The sequence below is a fragment of the Rhodanobacter sp. FW101-FHT13A11 genome (assembly GCF_058790335.1).
In genome coordinates, this window is the sequence record NZ_JBYTCN010000006.1 from 143926 (window position 1) to 158250 (window position 14325).

General features: G+C 68.9%; 14 protein-coding genes. 6 read left to right on the forward strand and 8 right to left on the reverse strand.

The window, feature by feature from the left end:
- Nucleotides 1-3: 3 nt before the first annotated feature.
- Nucleotides 4-1617 carry a glycoside hydrolase family 17 protein gene (locus AC3WRN_RS08915; RefSeq protein WP_492622700.1) on the forward strand — a complete coding sequence of 538 codons (1614 nt, stop codon included), beginning with the start codon at nucleotides 4-6 and terminating at the stop codon, nucleotides 1615-1617.
- Here AC3WRN_RS08915 and AC3WRN_RS08920 read toward each other — a convergent pair.
- The 5 genes from AC3WRN_RS08920 to AC3WRN_RS08940 form a co-directional block, all read right to left on the reverse strand.
- Nucleotides 1516-1947 carry a hypothetical protein gene (locus AC3WRN_RS08920; protein WP_492622701.1) on the reverse strand — a complete coding sequence of 144 codons (432 nt, stop codon included), beginning with the start codon at nucleotides 1945-1947 and terminating at the stop codon, nucleotides 1516-1518. The two genes, AC3WRN_RS08915 and AC3WRN_RS08920, sit on opposite strands and share 102 nt — an antisense overlap.
- Complete coding sequence (locus AC3WRN_RS08925; RefSeq protein WP_492622702.1) at nucleotides 1944-2756, reverse strand: endonuclease/exonuclease/phosphatase family protein; 813 nt, start codon at nucleotides 2754-2756, stop codon at nucleotides 1944-1946. Before AC3WRN_RS08925 ends, AC3WRN_RS08920 begins: the two co-directional genes overlap by 4 nt.
- 108 nt (nucleotides 2757-2864) lie before the next feature.
- Nucleotides 2865-3515, reverse strand: a complete 651-nt coding sequence (locus tag AC3WRN_RS08930) for a thiol:disulfide interchange protein DsbA/DsbL (protein ID WP_492622703.1) — start codon at nucleotides 3513-3515, stop codon at nucleotides 2865-2867.
- Between the two features lie 33 nt (nucleotides 3516-3548).
- Nucleotides 3549-4400 carry a thiol:disulfide interchange protein DsbA/DsbL gene (locus AC3WRN_RS08935; protein WP_492622704.1) on the reverse strand — a complete coding sequence of 284 codons (852 nt, stop codon included), beginning with the start codon at nucleotides 4398-4400 and terminating at the stop codon, nucleotides 3549-3551.
- 63 nt (nucleotides 4401-4463) lie between these two features.
- Nucleotides 4464-5225, reverse strand: coding sequence for a c-type cytochrome (locus tag AC3WRN_RS08940; protein WP_068094711.1), 762 nt, complete (start codon nucleotides 5223-5225; stop codon nucleotides 4464-4466).
- A gap of 116 nt (nucleotides 5226-5341) precedes the next feature.
- On the opposite strand from AC3WRN_RS08940, the gene AC3WRN_RS08945 reads away from it, so the two are divergent.
- The gene (locus AC3WRN_RS08945) at nucleotides 5342-6046 is read left to right on the forward strand and encodes a GTP-binding protein (RefSeq protein ID WP_068094708.1); all 705 of its coding nucleotides are present in this window, start codon (nucleotides 5342-5344) and stop codon (nucleotides 6044-6046) included.
- A 112-nt stretch (nucleotides 6047-6158) separates the two neighbouring features.
- Here the strand turns inward: AC3WRN_RS08945 and AC3WRN_RS08950 are convergent, their stop codons facing one another.
- Complete coding sequence (locus tag AC3WRN_RS08950) at nucleotides 6159-6650, reverse strand: GAF domain-containing protein (RefSeq protein ID WP_492622705.1); 492 nt, start codon at nucleotides 6648-6650, stop codon at nucleotides 6159-6161.
- Between the two features lie 60 nt (nucleotides 6651-6710).
- On the opposite strand from AC3WRN_RS08950, the gene AC3WRN_RS08955 reads away from it, so the two are divergent.
- The 4 genes from AC3WRN_RS08955 to dcp all read left to right on the forward strand — a co-directional run bounded on the left by AC3WRN_RS08955 (nucleotide 6711) and on the right by dcp (nucleotide 10776).
- Complete coding sequence (locus tag AC3WRN_RS08955; RefSeq protein WP_492622706.1) at nucleotides 6711-7400, forward strand: TMEM175 family protein; 690 nt, start codon at nucleotides 6711-6713, stop codon at nucleotides 7398-7400.
- Nucleotides 7397-8077, forward strand: coding sequence for a dethiobiotin synthase (bioD, locus tag AC3WRN_RS08960; RefSeq protein WP_492622707.1), 681 nt, complete (start codon nucleotides 7397-7399; stop codon nucleotides 8075-8077). The genes AC3WRN_RS08955 and bioD overlap by 4 nt, the downstream gene beginning before the upstream one ends.
- A gap of 52 nt (nucleotides 8078-8129) precedes the next feature.
- On the forward strand, nucleotides 8130-8477 hold the full coding sequence (locus tag AC3WRN_RS08965) for a hypothetical protein (RefSeq protein ID WP_492622708.1): 348 nt from the start codon (nucleotides 8130-8132) through the stop codon (nucleotides 8475-8477).
- A 103-nt stretch (nucleotides 8478-8580) separates the two neighbouring features.
- Nucleotides 8581-10776, forward strand: coding sequence for a peptidyl-dipeptidase Dcp (dcp, locus tag AC3WRN_RS08970; RefSeq protein ID WP_492622709.1), 2196 nt, complete (start codon nucleotides 8581-8583; stop codon nucleotides 10774-10776).
- A gap of 85 nt (nucleotides 10777-10861) precedes the next feature.
- Here dcp and AC3WRN_RS08975 read toward each other — a convergent pair whose 3' ends face one another.
- Nucleotides 10862-12046 carry a GIY-YIG nuclease family protein gene (locus AC3WRN_RS08975; RefSeq protein WP_492622752.1) on the reverse strand — a complete coding sequence of 395 codons (1185 nt, stop codon included), beginning with the start codon at nucleotides 12044-12046 and terminating at the stop codon, nucleotides 10862-10864.
- Entirely contained in the window at nucleotides 12039-14174 is a 2136-nt protein-coding gene (locus tag AC3WRN_RS08980; RefSeq protein ID WP_492622710.1) for a DEAD/DEAH box helicase, read from the reverse strand. Before AC3WRN_RS08980 ends, AC3WRN_RS08975 begins: the two co-directional genes overlap by 8 nt.
- Nucleotides 14175-14325: the final 151 nt, after the last annotated feature.

Consider the following 14325-nt stretch of genomic DNA (forward strand, 5'->3'; position numbering starts at 1 on the left):
GGCATGTCACCAGCAGCTCCGCCTGTCTTTCGTCGCGTCTGGCCGGCGTGGCTGGCGCTGCTGCTGGCGGCACTGGCCGGGGCGACTTGGTGGTGGGCGATCGGCCGGCCGGTGGCGCTGCCGGATGCGCCGTCGGCGCGGATCGCCTGCGTTTCGTATGCGCCGTTCCGCCTGGCTGGCGAGACACCGCTGGATGCGCGTGCCTACATCAGCCCCGAACGCATCGACGCGGACCTGCGCGCGCTGTCGCAGCGCTTCGACTGCGTGCGCACCTACTCGCAGGGGCAGGGCCTCAGCGCGGTGCCGGAGATCGCCGGGCGCTACGGCATGCAGGTGCTGCTGGGGATCTGGCTGGGCGGCGACGCGAAGTCGAACGCGCAGCAGGTTGCGCTGGGCATCGCCACCGCCAACCGCTACCCGCAGGTGGTGCGTGGGCTGATCGTGGGCAACGAGGTGCTGCTGCGCGGCGAGCTGTCGCCGGCGCGGCTGGCCGGCTACCTGCAGCAGGTGCGCGCGGCGGTCGGCGTGCCGGTGACCTATGCCGACGTGTGGGAATTCTGGCTGCGCCACCCCGAACTGGCCGGCTCGGTCGACTACCTCACCATCCACATCCTGCCCTACTGGGAAGACCAGCCGGTGCCGCCCGAAGGCGCGGTGCAGCACGTGGCGGCGGTGTACGCGAAGGTGCAGCAGGCGTTTCCGGGCCGCCGCGTGATGATCGGCGAGACCGGCTGGCCCAGCGCCGGACGGCCGCGCCAGGCGGCCAGCGCCAGCGTGGTCAACGAGGCGCGCTACCTGCGCGAGTTCCTGCGCTACGCGGCCACCGTGCACATGCCGTACAACGTGATCGAGGCGTTCGACCAGCCGTGGAAACGCGCGCAGGAAGGCACCGCCGGCGGCTACTGGGGCATCTTCGACGCGCAGGCGCGGCCGAAGTTCGCCATGCAGGGGCCGGTGACCGAGGAGCCGCGCTGGTGGCTGGGCTGGCTCGCCGCCGCGGCCGGCGGCGTGCTGTTCGCGCTGGCCGGCGGCCGGCGCCGCCGCTGGCGCGGCATGCGCGGCTGGGCGGCCCTGGCGCTGGCCGGCGTGGCCAGCGGTGGCGCGCTGGCGTGGCAGTACCGGCAGATGCTGTACGCCTGCCGCGACGGCTGGGAGTGGGCGCTGTCGCTGGCGGCCTGCGCGCTGGCCCTGCTCACCGCACTGCGGCTGGCGCGCTGGATCGCCGCGCGGCTCGACGGCGATCCGGCGCCCGGCGCGCCGCCGCGCTGGCTGCGCGCCGGCTGGTTGTTCGCACTGGCGTATTACGGCCTGCTGCTCGCGGTCGACGGGCGCTACCGGGATTTTCCGCTGGGCCTGTTCTGGCTGCCGTGCGCCGGCTATGCGCTGCTCGGCTGGCTGGGCGAGCGCCGTGCGGCCGTGCCGCCGCTGCCGGAGGAACGCTTCCTCGCCCTGTGGCCGCTGCCGCTGGCCCTCGCGGTGCTGGTGCAGGAAGCCGGCCTCACCCCGGTGGCGTGGCTATGGCTGGGCCTGAACCTGCTGCTGGTGCTGCCGGTGTTGTTCGAATGGCGCCGGACGCGCCACTTGCCGGCGCAGCAGGCACAGGCAGCCGGCCAGTAGCGCCAGCGCACCGCTCTCGACGCAGTACAGCTGCAGCGCGAACACGCCCAGCGCAGCGGCCAGCCAGGCCAGCCAGGCCAGCCAGGCCAGCCAGGCGCGCCGTCGCAGCAGCGCCAGCGCGGTGGCGGCGAGCGCTGCGATGCCGTAGACGTCGTGGAGGAAGCCGAGCACCAGCCACTGCCGCCACTGGCACCACCACGGGCCGCCGGCGCTGCACTGCTGGCCGATCGCGCTGGATTCGACCAGGCCGTAGCGCAGCCAGGCGGCGAGCAGCGCCACGGCCAGCAGCGCCAGCCACGGCAGCGCCTTCTTCCATCCGCGCGCGCTCATCGGCGCCGGCCCGGCACGGGCTTGCCGCCGACGTGCGCCGGCAGGCGGATCTCCGCGGCCAGCGGCAGGTGGTCGGAGAACGCCTGCGGCAGTGCCCAGGTCTTCTCCAGGTGGACCGCCGGCGAGGTGAGGATGTGGTCCAGCGCGCGCCGCGGCTTCCAGCTGGGGAAGGTCGGCGTGGCCTGCGCCGGCGGCTGCAGGCTGGACTTGGCGAACAGCTGCTGCATCTCGGCGCTGCCCGGCTCGGTATTGAGGTCGCCCATCAGCACCGCATGCGGGAAGTCCTGCAGCAGCTCGGCGATGAAGCCGAGCTGGCGCGCGCGCGCCGGCGCGCTCAGCGACAGGTGCGCGATCATCACCGCCAGCGCATGGTCGCCTTCGCCGAACTGGGCCAGCAGCGCGCCGCGGCCGGGGATCCGGCTGGGCAGCGGGTAGTCCAGCACGGAGTGCGGCTCCAGCCGGCTGATCAGGCCGTTCGCCGAGTGCGCCAGCCTGGCCATCGCGCGGTTCGGCTGGTGGCTCCAGAACGGCAGGCCGGCGGTTTCGGCGAGGTAGCGGGTCTGGTTGAGGAAGCCCGAGCGCAGACTGCCGGCATCGGCCTCCTGCAGGCCGATCACGTCGAACTGCGCCAGTACCTCGGCCAGCCGGTCGAGGTTGTCCATCTTGCTGCGGCCGGGCAGCACCGCGTTGAAGCTGCGGGTGAGGTACTGGCGGTAGCGCTGCACGCTGGCGCCGGCCAGGATGTTGCAGCTCAGCAGGCGCAGGTGGCGCTCGGCGGGCGCGGCGGGGGAAGGGGCGGCACGGGTCATCGCAACACACTGCACGGGGGAGGGGACGCCCGCGGGCTCACGCCGGACGCGGCGGCCAGCATGCTCCCGCGGACGTGAACGGCGCGCCAGCCGCCGCGCCATCGGCGCCTACTTGTGCGCGAGCTCGCGCTGGACCAGCCATTGCGTCACCGCGATCATCTCGTCGAACGAATGCACCGTGGCCACGCGGTACTTGCCGTTGACCACGATGGTCGGGGTGCCGTCGACCTGCCAGCGCCGGATCAGCGCCAGGTCGTCCTTCAGCTTCGCGGTGACCTCGGGCGAGGTGGCGATGCGCACGAACTCGGCGCGGTTGACCCCTTCGCGGGCGTAGAAGTCGGCCAGTTCGTCCAGCGAGTTGATCGGGTAGTGTTCGGCGAACTTGGCGTTGAACAGCGGCAGGTGGGTGCGCTCGACCGCGCCGAGCTGCCTGGCCGCGTAGTAGGCGCGCGCATACGGCACCCACTCGGCGTTGAACGGCGCCGGCATCAGCTTGAACACCGCGCCCGCCGGCAGCTGCTTGCGCAGCTTCTCGGCGGCTGGCGCGAACTGCGCGCAATGGATGCAGCCGTAGGAAAACACCTCGACCACCTCCACCTTGCCCTCGCTGCCGTAGCGCTGCGCCGGCGCGGGCAGCGTGACGTACTCGTTGCCTTCGGTGTACGGCGCCGGCGTGCCGGATTGCGCGGTGCAGGCGCTGGCCAGCAGCAGGCCGCCGAGCAGGGTGAGTACGCGCAGGCGGGCGAATCGCTTGGACATGGATCTTCTCTTCGCGGGGGAGGGCGGCCCAGCCTACTTGCCGGCCGCTTCCTTCGCCACCAGCCACTGGGTCAGCTCGATCGCCTGCGGGTAGCCACCGGCGGAGCTGGCCGTGAAGCGGTACTTGCCGTTGACGATCATGGTCGGCGTGCTGTCCACGCCATAGGCCTTCATCAGGTCATCGGCGCGCTTCATCTGGGTGTTGACGCTGAACGAGTTGGCGACGGCGACGAACTCCTTCGGATCGACGCCGTACTTGGCGTAGAACCTGGCGACGTCCTCGATCGTGGGCCACGCTGCATGCGGCTTCAGCCCGCTGGACTTGAGGTTGTAGGTGGACAGCTCGCCGCTCTTCCACACCGCGTCGTACATCGCGTCGTGGGTCTTGTCGACCACGCCCAGCGCCTGCGCCGCGTAGAACGCGCGCTGGTACAGCGGCCAGTTCTCGTCCGGCCGGAACGAGGCGGCCAGGTAGTTCATCACCGCGCCCGGCGGCAGGCTCTTGGCGATCCGGTCGACGGTGGAATGGAAGCCGTTGCAGGCGGGGCAGCCGTAGGAGAACACCTCGGTCACCTCGATCTTGCCCGGGTGGCTGGTCGGCTGCGCCGGATCGATCCGGAAGTAGTGCTTGCCCTCGACCCAGGTGCCGTTGTCGACGAACGGCGCCGCGGCCGGCGCCGGAGCCGGTGCGGCGGCCGTGGCTGCCGTGCTCGCGGCGGCCGGTGCGGCGCTGCCGGATGCGGCGGGCGCGCTCGCGGGCGTGGCTGCGCTCGTGCCGGCGGCGGCAGGAGGGGTGGCCTGCTGGGCGGCGCCGGAGTTGCTGTCATGGCTGCAGGCGGCGAGCGCGAGCAGGGCGGCACACAGGAACGGCAGGCGCTTCAGCATGGCAAACCTCGTACGGTGGGGCATCAGACGACAGCGCCGACACGACGGTCGGCGCTGGGTCGGTCAGGGCGTGGCGGCCGGCTGGTTTCCGGCGCTGTGCAGGCCCTCGACGTAGCTGGCCAGGGCGGCGATGTCGTCGGCGCTCAGCTGCTTGGCGATCGTCGGCATGATCTGCGCGCGGGCGTCGTCGCCCCAGCTGGTGCCGTCGTGCCAGGCCTTCAGCGTGGCCTGGATGTATTGCGCGTGCTGGCTGGCCAGGTGCGGATACGCGGCACCCGGGTTGCCGCTGCCGTCGATGCTGTGGCAGGCCATGCAGGCGGGGATGCCGCGCGCGGCGTCGCCCTGGCGGAACAGCGCCTGGCCGCGCTCGACCAGCGCCTGGTCGGCCACGCCGGGCAGCGGGGTCTTGCTGGCGAAATAGGCGCCGACGTCGTGCATGTCCTGCTCGGACAGCGGCGCGGCCATGCCCATCATGATCGGGTTCTGCCGCTTGCCGGCCTTGAAGCTGGTCAGCTGGTGCACGATGTACTGCTCGCTCTGGCCGGCCAGCTTCGGGTACTGCGCGTCGCTGGAATTGCCGTCCATGCCGTGGCAGGCGCCGCAGACGGCGGCCTTGGCCTGGCCGGCGGTGGCGTCGCCCGGCTTGACCGGGGCGCTGGCCGCGGGCGCCGGGGCCGCGGCGGCCGGCGCAGTGCTGGCGGCAGCCGGGGCGGCGGTGTTCGGCTGGGTTTCTTGGGCCATCAGCGCAGCGCTGGACAGCGCGAACGCGAGGGCGATGGCGGACCCGAGAACCGCGGGCCGAAAACCAGCAGACCGAAAACTCATACACTTGACTCCCGAGAGACTTGCGGACACTGCCGGTGTTTGCGGCCGCAAGGCCCGCAACAGGCAGAAACCGCAGAATTATCCCTGCGCCACCATCGCTTGGTCAAACCATCCCCATGTCGAATCCCCTGCAAGGCGCGCAATTCGTGCTCGCCGCCCACCGCATCAGCCAGCTTCCCGCCGACCAGGGCGCCGAGGTGGCGTTCGCGGGCCGCTCCAACGCCGGCAAGTCCAGCGCGCTGAACGCGTTGACCGGGCACAAGGGGCTGGCGCGCACCTCCAAGACCCCGGGCCGCACCCAGCAGATGGTGGCGTTCAGCCTGCCGCCGTACAGGGATGTGCCGGCGTCGCGTGCGCAGGAGGCGCCGGAGCGACCGCCTGCCGCCGCCGGCGGCCCGCCCTCGTCCGACCTGCGGCTGATCGACCTGCCGGGCTACGGCTACGCCAAGGTGCCGCTGGAGATGCGCGAGCACTGGAAGCAGGAGATCGACCGCTACCTGCACCAGCGGCGCAGCCTGCGCGGCGTGGTGCTGATCGCCGACATCCGCCATCCGCTGAAGGAGTTCGACCGGACGATGCTGGATTTCTGCTTCGCCACCGGCCTGCCCTGCCACCTGTTGCTGACCAAGGCCGACAAGCTCTCCCGCAACCAGGCGATGCAGGCGCTGGCGGCGATGCGCAAGAGCTTTCCCGACGGCCTGCACGCCACCGCGCAGGTGTTCTCGTCCGCCGCCGGCACCGGCGTGGAGGAGGCGCGCGCCGCCGTGGCGGCGCTGCTGCTGCAGTCGCGTGAAGGCGCGCACCAGGACCACGAACGCTGACGCTGACGTGTAGGAGCCCGCTCGCGGGCGATGCTCTTGAAGCCGGGATTCGGGATTCGAAAAGCAGAGCATCGCCCGCGAGCGGGCTGCTACGCCCGGTCGCGAAGGGCGGTCAGCGGCATGTGGCCTCCATGAACACCGCGCACAGCGCTTCCATCCCGGCGCGGTCGTCCTCGTCGAAGCGGTCGGTGACCGGGCTGTCGACGTCCCACACGCCGAGCAGGCTGCCGTCGGGCTTCACCAGCGGCACCACGATCTCCGACTGCGAGGCGGCGTCGCAGGCGATATGCCCGGCGAACGCGTTGACGTCGCGCACCAGTTGGGTCTGCCGGGTCTGCGCGGCGGTGCCGCAGACGCCGCGGCCCAGCGCGATGCGGATGCACGCCGGCTTGCCCTGGAACGGGCCGACCACCAGCTCGTGGCCGTCGTACAGGTAGAAGCCGGCCCAGTTCACCTGCGGCAGGCTGTGGTAGACCAGCGCGCCGAAGTTCGCCGCGTTCGCGACCAGGTCGCGTTCGCCGGCGAGGATGCCGCGCGCCTGCCGCAGCAGGTCGTCGTAGTGCTCGCGTTTGCTGGCATACGTGTGGGATTTCAGTTCGAACATGCGACGCGTCCGGCGGCAAAGCCCGTATTATGCGCCGAGCCACCAGCATGGGTATGCGGCATGAGCCTGATCGAGCAGCGCGAAGGGATTGAGGCAGGGCGGCTGGACATGTTCGTGGATGGCGCATTCGCGTTCATCCTGACCTTGCTGTTGATCGGCGGCGACAAGATTCCCGACAGCACCGACAAGCTGCTGTATATGCTCGGCGGCGTGCCGGCGTTCGCCGTGTGCTTCTTTCAGATCGCCTTCTTCTGGCATGGCCATGTGCGCTGGCGCAAGCGCTGCCACAGCGCCGACAGCACCGGTCGCTGGCTGTCGCTGCTGCTGGTGTTTTTCGCGATGATCTTCGTCTATCCCTTGCACATGGTGTACTCGGGGGTGTTCAACAGCCTGAGTGGCGGCGCGTTGCCGAGCGATTTCCAGATGACCGGCGGGCCGGCCGACATGCGCGCCCTGTTCGCCTGTTTCGGCTTCGCCTATGCCTGCATGGCGGGCACGCTGACGTTGCTGTTCCTGCACGCGGCGAAGAGTGCGGCGAAGCACGGCTTCAACAACCTCGATGCGCGCCGCGAGATGCGCATCTGGAGCGTGCCGGCGGCAATCGGCCTGGCCTCGGCACTGACCGCACTGCTGCTGCCGCTGTCGGCACCCGGTTGGGCATGGTCGATCCCCGGTTTCATGTACTCGCTGTTGTTTCTGATCGGGCCGGTGGTACGCCGCTTCAACCGGCGTCACGGCGGCGCGGCATGACGGCAGCCGTGTTCATCGCCGGCACCGACACCGGCATCGGCAAAACCCATGCGGCGTGCGCGCTGCTGCACGCGCTGCGCGCGGCGGGCCGCGGCGCCTGCGGCATGAAGCCGGTGGCCAGCGGCTGCATGGAAACACCGGAGGGCCTGCGCAATGACGACGCGCTGGCGCTGCTGGCGGCCGGCGGCGACGCGAGCCTGCCGTACGCGCTGGTCAACCCGGTGGCGCTGCGCGAGCCGCTGTCGCCGCACCTGGCGGCGGCGCACGACGGCGTGGCGATTTCTCTCGCACCGCTGCGCGCGGCATTCGATCAATTGAGCGCCGGCCATCAATGCGTGGTGGTCGAGGGCGTCGGCGGCTGGCTGGTGCCGCTGGCGCCGGGGTTGCTGGCAGCGGACATCGCGAAGCAGTGGCGGTTGCCGGTGATCCTGGTGGTGGGCATGCGGCTGGGCTGTCTCAACCACGCCCTGCTCAGCGCGCGGGCGATCGTGGCCGACGGCTGCCGGCTGCTCGGCTGGATTGGCAACCGCGTCGACCCGGCGATGGACGCGCCGGAGGAAAACCTGGCCACCCTGCGCGAACTGCTGCCGGCGCCGTGCCTGGGCGTGCTGCCGCACGGCGTGGCGCCGGCGCAGGCGGCCGACCGGCTGCGTGCTGCCGTGGCGGCGTTGGTCTGAACTTCACATCCGGCATGCTGGGATAACCGCCTGCCCGAACACCGGAGACGCCATGGCCCGCAACCACTACTACCTCTCGATCGCCGACCTGGCCCATGCGCGCGGCGGCGATCCGCGCTTTGCGTACGACGGCGCCGGCCCGAACGACTTCGCCACAGCACTGCGGCAGGCCTTGCGCGACGATGCCCTGTTCCAGCGCTGGCGCGCGGCGCAGCCCGATCCGGATGCGGTGGACGGCAGCCTCGGCGCCACCGATCCGGCGGCGCAGGTGAGCGCGCGGGTTGCCGACCTGCGCACCGACGTGGACCTGGTCACCGACCTGCCGATGAGCGTGGTGCGCCACCGGCTGTACCTGCTGATCGGCGCGGCGTGGCAACTGCGCGACCTGCGCGCCGCCTGATACGCCGGGCCGCGCACGGTTTGGAAAGTGTCCGCGCTGTCGGTACAGTCGGCAGCCACGACTATCCGTGCCCGGCGAAGGGCATGCCACCCAGGGATCTCCGATGTTCCGTTTGCGCACGATTGTGATCGCCACCACGATGGCTCTGGCCGCCTGCTCGCAGCAGCCGAACGGAGCCGCCAACCCGCCCGCGCCGGCCGCCTCGGCGGCCAGCGCCGGCACCACCGCCCCGGCCGCCCCCGCGATGACCAGCAACCCGTTCTACAGTGCCAGCACGCTGCCGTTCCAGGCGCCGCCGTTCGACCGGATCAAGGATGCCGACTACCAGCCCGCGATCGAGGAGGGCATGCGGCAGCACCTGGCCGAGATCGAGAAGATCGCCAACGACCCGGCGGCGCCCACGTTCGAGAACACCTTCGTGGCGATGGAGAAATCCGGCGCCATGCTGAATCGCGTGATGGCGGTGTTCAGCGCGGTCACCGGCGCCAATACCGACGACGCGCTGCAGAAGGTGCAGGAAGACGAGGCGCCGAAGCTGGCCGCGCACCAGGATGCGATCCATCTCAACGGCAAGCTGTTCCAGCGCGTCGAGGCGATCTACAACCAGCGCGACACGCTCAGGCTCGATCCGGAATCCGCCCGGCTGGTCGAGGTGGTCTACAAGAACTTCGTGCACGCCGGCGCCAAGCTGTCCGATGCCGACAAGGCGAAGCTGAAGGACCTCAACAAGGAAGAGTCCACGCTGAGCACCGCGTTCACCAACAAGCTGCTGGCCGCCACCCGGGACGCCGCGCCGGTGGTCGCCGACAAGGCGAAGCTGGCCGGCCTGTCCGACGCCGAACTGGCCGCCGCCGCGCAGGCCGGCAAGGACCGCAAGCAGGACGGCAAGTACGTGCTGACCCTGCAGAACACCACCCAGCAGCCGGGGTTGCAGGACCTCACCGACCGCGACACCCGCAAGGCGCTGTTCGAGGCGTCGTGGAACCGCGCCGAAAAGGGCGACGCCAGCGACACCCGCAAGACGATCGAGCGGCTGGCGCAGATCCGCGCCGAGCAGGCGAAGCTGCTCGGCTATCCCGACTACGCCGCGTGGAAGCTGGACGACCAGATGGCGAAGACGCCGGAGACGGCGCTGAAGTTCATGCAGAACCTGGTGCCCGCGGTCACCGCCCGCGCGCAGGCCGAGGCGGGCGACATCCAGGCGCTGATCGACAAGCAGCACGGCGGCTTCAAGCTGGCGCCGTGGGACTGGAACTTCTACGCCGAGCAGGTGCGCAAGGCGAAGTACGACCTCGACGCCAGCCAGATCAAGCCGTACTTCGAGCTGGACAACGTGCTGCAGAACGGCGTGTTCTACGCCGCCAACCAGTTGTACGGGCTGACCTTCAAGGAACGCCACGACATCCCGGTGTACCAGCCGGACGTGCGCGTGTTCGAGGTGTTCGACAAGGACGGCAGCTCGCTGGCGCTGTTCTATTGCGACTACTTCAAGCGCGACAACAAGAACGGCGGCGCCTGGATGGACAACTTCGTGCAGCAGTCGAAGCTGCTCGGCACCAGGCCGGTGATCTTCAACGTGGCCAACTTCGCCAAGCCGGCCGCGGGCCAGCCGGCGCTGCTCTCGTTCGACGACGTGGTCACCATGTTCCACGAGTTCGGCCATGCGCTGCACGGCATCTTCGCCGACGAGCAGTACCCGACCCTGTCCGGCACCGCCACCGCGCGCGACTTCGTCGAGTTCCCGTCGCAGTTCAACGAGCACTGGGCCACCGACCCGAAGATATTCGCCAACTACGCCAAGCACTACCAGACCGGCGCGCCGATGCCGCAGGCGCTGGTCGACAAGGTGAAGAAGGCCGGCAAGTTCAACAAGGGCTACGACATGACCGAGCTGGTCGCCGCCGCCCTGCTCGACATGAACTGGCACATGCTCGGCGCCGACGCGCCGCTGCAGGACGCCGACCGGTTCGAGGCCGCCGCGCTGAAGAAGGACGGCATCGACCTCGGCTACGTGCCGCCGCGTTACCGCTCCAGCTACTTCCAGCACATCTGGGGCAACGGCTACGCGGCCGGCTACTACGCCTACCTGTGGACGCAGATGCTGGCCGACGACGCGTTCGTGGGCTTCAAGGAGCACGGCGGCCTGACCCGCGGGAACGGCGACCGCTTCCGCGCGATGGTGCTCTCGCGCGGCAACACCGAGGAGCTGGCGAAGATGTACCGCGACTGGCGCGGCCAGGATCCGCAGATCGAGCCGATGCTGGAAAACCGCGGGCTGAAGGACGCGCCGAAGAAGTAAGGCACTGCGTCATGCTTCACGAAGAAGGCCGGCATTGCCGGCTTTCTTCGTGAATGGCCGCCGACTCGCCAGTCGCGCTTGCGAGCTACTCGGTCCGGCTCAATCGGGCCGATGCTGGATCGTAGGCGTATTCGGTGATAGATCCGTCGACGATGCGCTTGACCGTCTCGTCGATGGCTTGGAGTGGCACTAGGAACCATTCCCTGGGCTTCACCGGGTTTCCGAAGCGATCCGGTATTGTCAGGTCGATCTGCACAGCGCCGAAGAGGCGATGGAACAGGTTTTCCATACGAGTGCGGTTGATATTGTGCAGCCGGTACTCGGCCACGATCTCCACGCCCGCCAGCAAGTAGGTGGCGTCGTTCTCCGCATTGGCGATGCGTGTTGCCACCTTGCCGCCGGTGACGCCGATCTTGTGGATCAACTCGCGGTGTTTGGCGATGAAAGGGTGTTCGGAGCGGCTGCGCAGCACGTAGATGGTGCCCGAGGCGATGTCGTCAGGCTCCGCCGTGTCGCCGAACAGCGGGCCGGCCTCGACCTTGATGATGCGGCTGCCGGTGCGTCCTTCGCTGTCCTTGTACAGCGCACGTTGCAGGGAGCGCAGCAGCAGGTCGCTCTCCGTGCCGTTGGAATAGACCACGCGCAGCCTCCCGTTGGTTTCGGCGTTCGGCGTCTTGTAGGTGTCGCCTACTTCGGCGACATACGCGACCAGCCCGCCCAGCACGAAGAAATCCCCTTTCTCGATGCTGGCATTCTTGCCGAAGGGCTTCGTCATCCAGCGCTTTTGCTTGAGGCCGGACTCCACCTCGTCGAAAAGTGGCTTGAACGTACCGAAGTCCGGGCATGGCGCACGATCGGCGATTTCCTCCGCCGCCTTGATCTCGGCATGCGAGCGCACGTGGCGCAACATGGTGATGTCGCCCTCGGCGGCCACGCCCAGTTCGGCGAGCAAGGCATCCTCGTCCAGCGCGTAGACGTCGGCCGCGACGGTGGGCGCACCGGCAAGCAGGCCTGGAGCGTCTAACTCGGCTAGGAGTACGCGCGCTTCGGGCGACTTGCGCAGTTGATCCAAGCGCACCGCATACAGCCGTTCGAAAATGTCGCGATCCTCGCCGTGCAGCGGTGCGCGACCCTGCGTCTGGTGGAAACGCAGGATGTCCTCGAAGCCGGCGATGATGCGCTCCTCGCGCGGCGTATGGCTGGCCGCCTTGTTTGGCGAAACTTCCACGCCCAGCGCGGCCAGCAGTTCGTCGGCGTCCATCTCAGTCATTGACTGCAGCCCCGCTGGCCTTGGCCTGCGCACGATAACGCGCAAGCGCGGCCACGCCTTCGGCCATCTTCTGCTCCCACGGGTCGGCCGCGTTGATATCCGGCAGGCGTCCGCGTTCCTGCTTGAACTGGAATGCTCGCCTGGCGAGATCGAAGGCCTCCTCCTCGCCGATCCTGATTTTCTTGGCGGCAATGCTGGCCTGGATCTGGCGCAACGACTTCTCGTCCATCGCCTTGGCCAGCACTGCGTAGGCCGCCTCGAACGGATTGATGGCGTCGATCAGGTCGATGTCGAGGTCGCGCACGTTGATGAACCTGCGAACGCCATCGATCAGGGCCGTGTTGCCTTGCTCCGTGGCGGCGCTGGCGCCGTCGTTATAGCTGCCGGCCTCCTCGGCCACCGCCGGGCCTAGCTCCAGTTTGGCCTGCTGGGTGATGTTCATTACCGCGATGGCGTGCTGGCGCACCGCCTCCTGGTCGCTGTCGCTCAACTCCGGGTAGCGCTCACGCACGATCTTGCCGAGGCGCTGCACGGTGAGTTCCTGCGGCACGGTGTTCTCGGCGTCCAGCGTGCCGCGCTCCAGCGCCGTCTTGTCCTGCAGGAAATCGGCGATGACCTCGTTCAGGTCTTCCTTGCAGATGCGCTTCGCCTCGCGGCTTCGGGGCGTGGCGAGGCCGTTGATCTCGATGTGCACTTCGCCGGTCTCCTTGTTCACGCCAAGGTTCCGGCCGCCTTTCACATAACCCTCCGCACCGTAGTCGAAGCCATCCTGCGGACCCTGGTTGCGTGGGGTGAACTCGTAGCGCGGCGCCAGCACCTGTTCCATCAGCAAGCTGGCGGAAATGGCCTTGAGCATGTCGTTAACCGCCTCGGCCACGGCAGATTGCTCGGCGGTCGGCTCGGCGATCAGATTGGTGAAGCGGGCGCGCTCCTTGCCGGGGGCGTCGCGGGTGGCACGGCCGATGATCTGCACTACCTCGGTCAGGCTGCTGCGGTAGCCGATGGTCAGCGCGTGTTCGCACCAGATCCAGTCGAAACCCTCTTTCGCCATGCCCAGCGCGATGATGATGTCTACGTGCTCGCGGTTGCCCTTTTGCGCCGGGTCTTTCAGCGCGGCCAGCACGCGCGAGCGCCGGGCCGGGTCACTGTCGTCCACCAGGTCGGCCACCTTCAGCGTGCGGCCGTCCTTCGCCTTGACCCGGTGGAAGCCGGTAGCCGCATCCACACCCTGCCACTCGCCCAGCGCGGACATGATCTCGTTGACCTCGCGCTCCTTGTCTTTCAGGCTTTCGCGCGAGTTGACGCTGGGAATGTGCACGATGGTTTTCAGCGCGGGGTCGAGCACCTTGGCCACCGCATCCACGTAGCGGCCGGTGTAGAAGAAGTAGCCGATGTCCAGCGACTTCAACCAGCAGTAGCCATTGAGCTGCTCGTAATAGGTGTAGGTGACGGTCTCGAAGCGGTTTTCGTCGGCGGGCAGCAGCACCGCCTCGCTGTCACCGCGGAAATAGCTGCCGGTCATCGCCACCACATGCGCCTGGTCGCGGGCGATCAGCGTGCCCAACTGCGCGCCCAGCTTGTTGTCCGGGTTGGCGGAAACGTGGTGGAACTCGTCGATGGCAATGAGCCTCTGGTCGAACGCCTCGATGCCCAGCTCGTCGATCGCAAAGCGGAACGTGGCATGAGTGCACACCAGCACCAGGTCGGCGCTTTGCAGGAACTCGCCCACCGCCTTGACCTTGCTGCGCGCCACCTTCACGTCGTCCACGCCGGGGGCGTTGCACAGGTTCCACTGCGGGGCCACCGTCCAGTCCCAGTAGAAACCGGACTGGCTCAGCGGCTCGTCGGCGAAGCTGCCGCCGATGGAGCGCTCCGGCACCACCACGATGGCCTGCTTGAGGCCCTGGTTGTGCAGCTTGTCCAGCGCGATGAACATCAGCGCGCGGGACTTGCCCGAAGCCGGTGGCGACTTGATCAGCAGGTACTGTTCGCCGCGCTTGGCCCAGGCGCGCGCCTGCATCGCCCGCATGCCCAACTCGTCGGCGCGGCTGGACGCGCCGGTGCGTGCCGTGGTGATGGAAACCGAGGGCACGGTGCGCTGGTTGGTGGGATTGGCCGTCGTGATCATGGGCAAGGAGGTTCTTCGTGGGCGGGGCGGGGTGGGAGCATTAAAGTCCGATCAAGTCTCCCGGAAATGTTGGTGTAACTCATTGTCATACAAGTGAATCATGTCGTGTCGATGGTCCAAGACGAGCTCAAACGGGCTCAAACGGGCTCAA

Bases quoted from the DNA above. Each gene is read 5' to 3' on its own strand.
- AC3WRN_RS08915 (WP_492622700.1), top strand. From the start codon at position 4: ATGTCACCAGCAGCTCCGCCTGTCTTTCGTCGCGTCTGGCCGGCGTGG.
- AC3WRN_RS08920 (WP_492622701.1), bottom strand. From the start codon at position 1,947: ATGAGCGCGCGCGGATGGAAGAAGGCGCTGCCGTGGCTGGCGCTGCTG.
- AC3WRN_RS08925 (WP_492622702.1), bottom strand. From the start codon at position 2,756: ATGACCCGTGCCGCCCCTTCCCCCGCCGCGCCCGCCGAGCGCCACCTG.
- AC3WRN_RS08930 (WP_492622703.1), bottom strand. From the start codon at position 3,515: ATGTCCAAGCGATTCGCCCGCCTGCGCGTACTCACCCTGCTCGGCGGC.
- AC3WRN_RS08935 (WP_492622704.1), bottom strand. From the start codon at position 4,400: ATGCTGAAGCGCCTGCCGTTCCTGTGTGCCGCCCTGCTCGCGCTCGCC.
- AC3WRN_RS08940 (WP_068094711.1), bottom strand. From the start codon at position 5,225: ATGAGTTTTCGGTCTGCTGGTTTTCGGCCCGCGGTTCTCGGGTCCGCC.
- AC3WRN_RS08945 (WP_068094708.1), top strand. From the start codon at position 5,342: ATGTCGAATCCCCTGCAAGGCGCGCAATTCGTGCTCGCCGCCCACCGC.
- AC3WRN_RS08950 (WP_492622705.1), bottom strand. From the start codon at position 6,650: ATGTTCGAACTGAAATCCCACACGTATGCCAGCAAACGCGAGCACTAC.
- AC3WRN_RS08955 (WP_492622706.1), top strand. From the start codon at position 6,711: ATGAGCCTGATCGAGCAGCGCGAAGGGATTGAGGCAGGGCGGCTGGAC.
- bioD (WP_492622707.1), top strand. From the start codon at position 7,397: ATGACGGCAGCCGTGTTCATCGCCGGCACCGACACCGGCATCGGCAAA.
- AC3WRN_RS08965 (WP_492622708.1), top strand. From the start codon at position 8,130: ATGGCCCGCAACCACTACTACCTCTCGATCGCCGACCTGGCCCATGCG.
- dcp (WP_492622709.1), top strand. From the start codon at position 8,581: ATGTTCCGTTTGCGCACGATTGTGATCGCCACCACGATGGCTCTGGCC.
- AC3WRN_RS08975 (WP_492622752.1), bottom strand. From the start codon at position 12,046: ATGACTGAGATGGACGCCGACGAACTGCTGGCCGCGCTGGGCGTGGAA.
- AC3WRN_RS08980 (WP_492622710.1), bottom strand. From the start codon at position 14,174: ATGATCACGACGGCCAATCCCACCAACCAGCGCACCGTGCCCTCGGTT.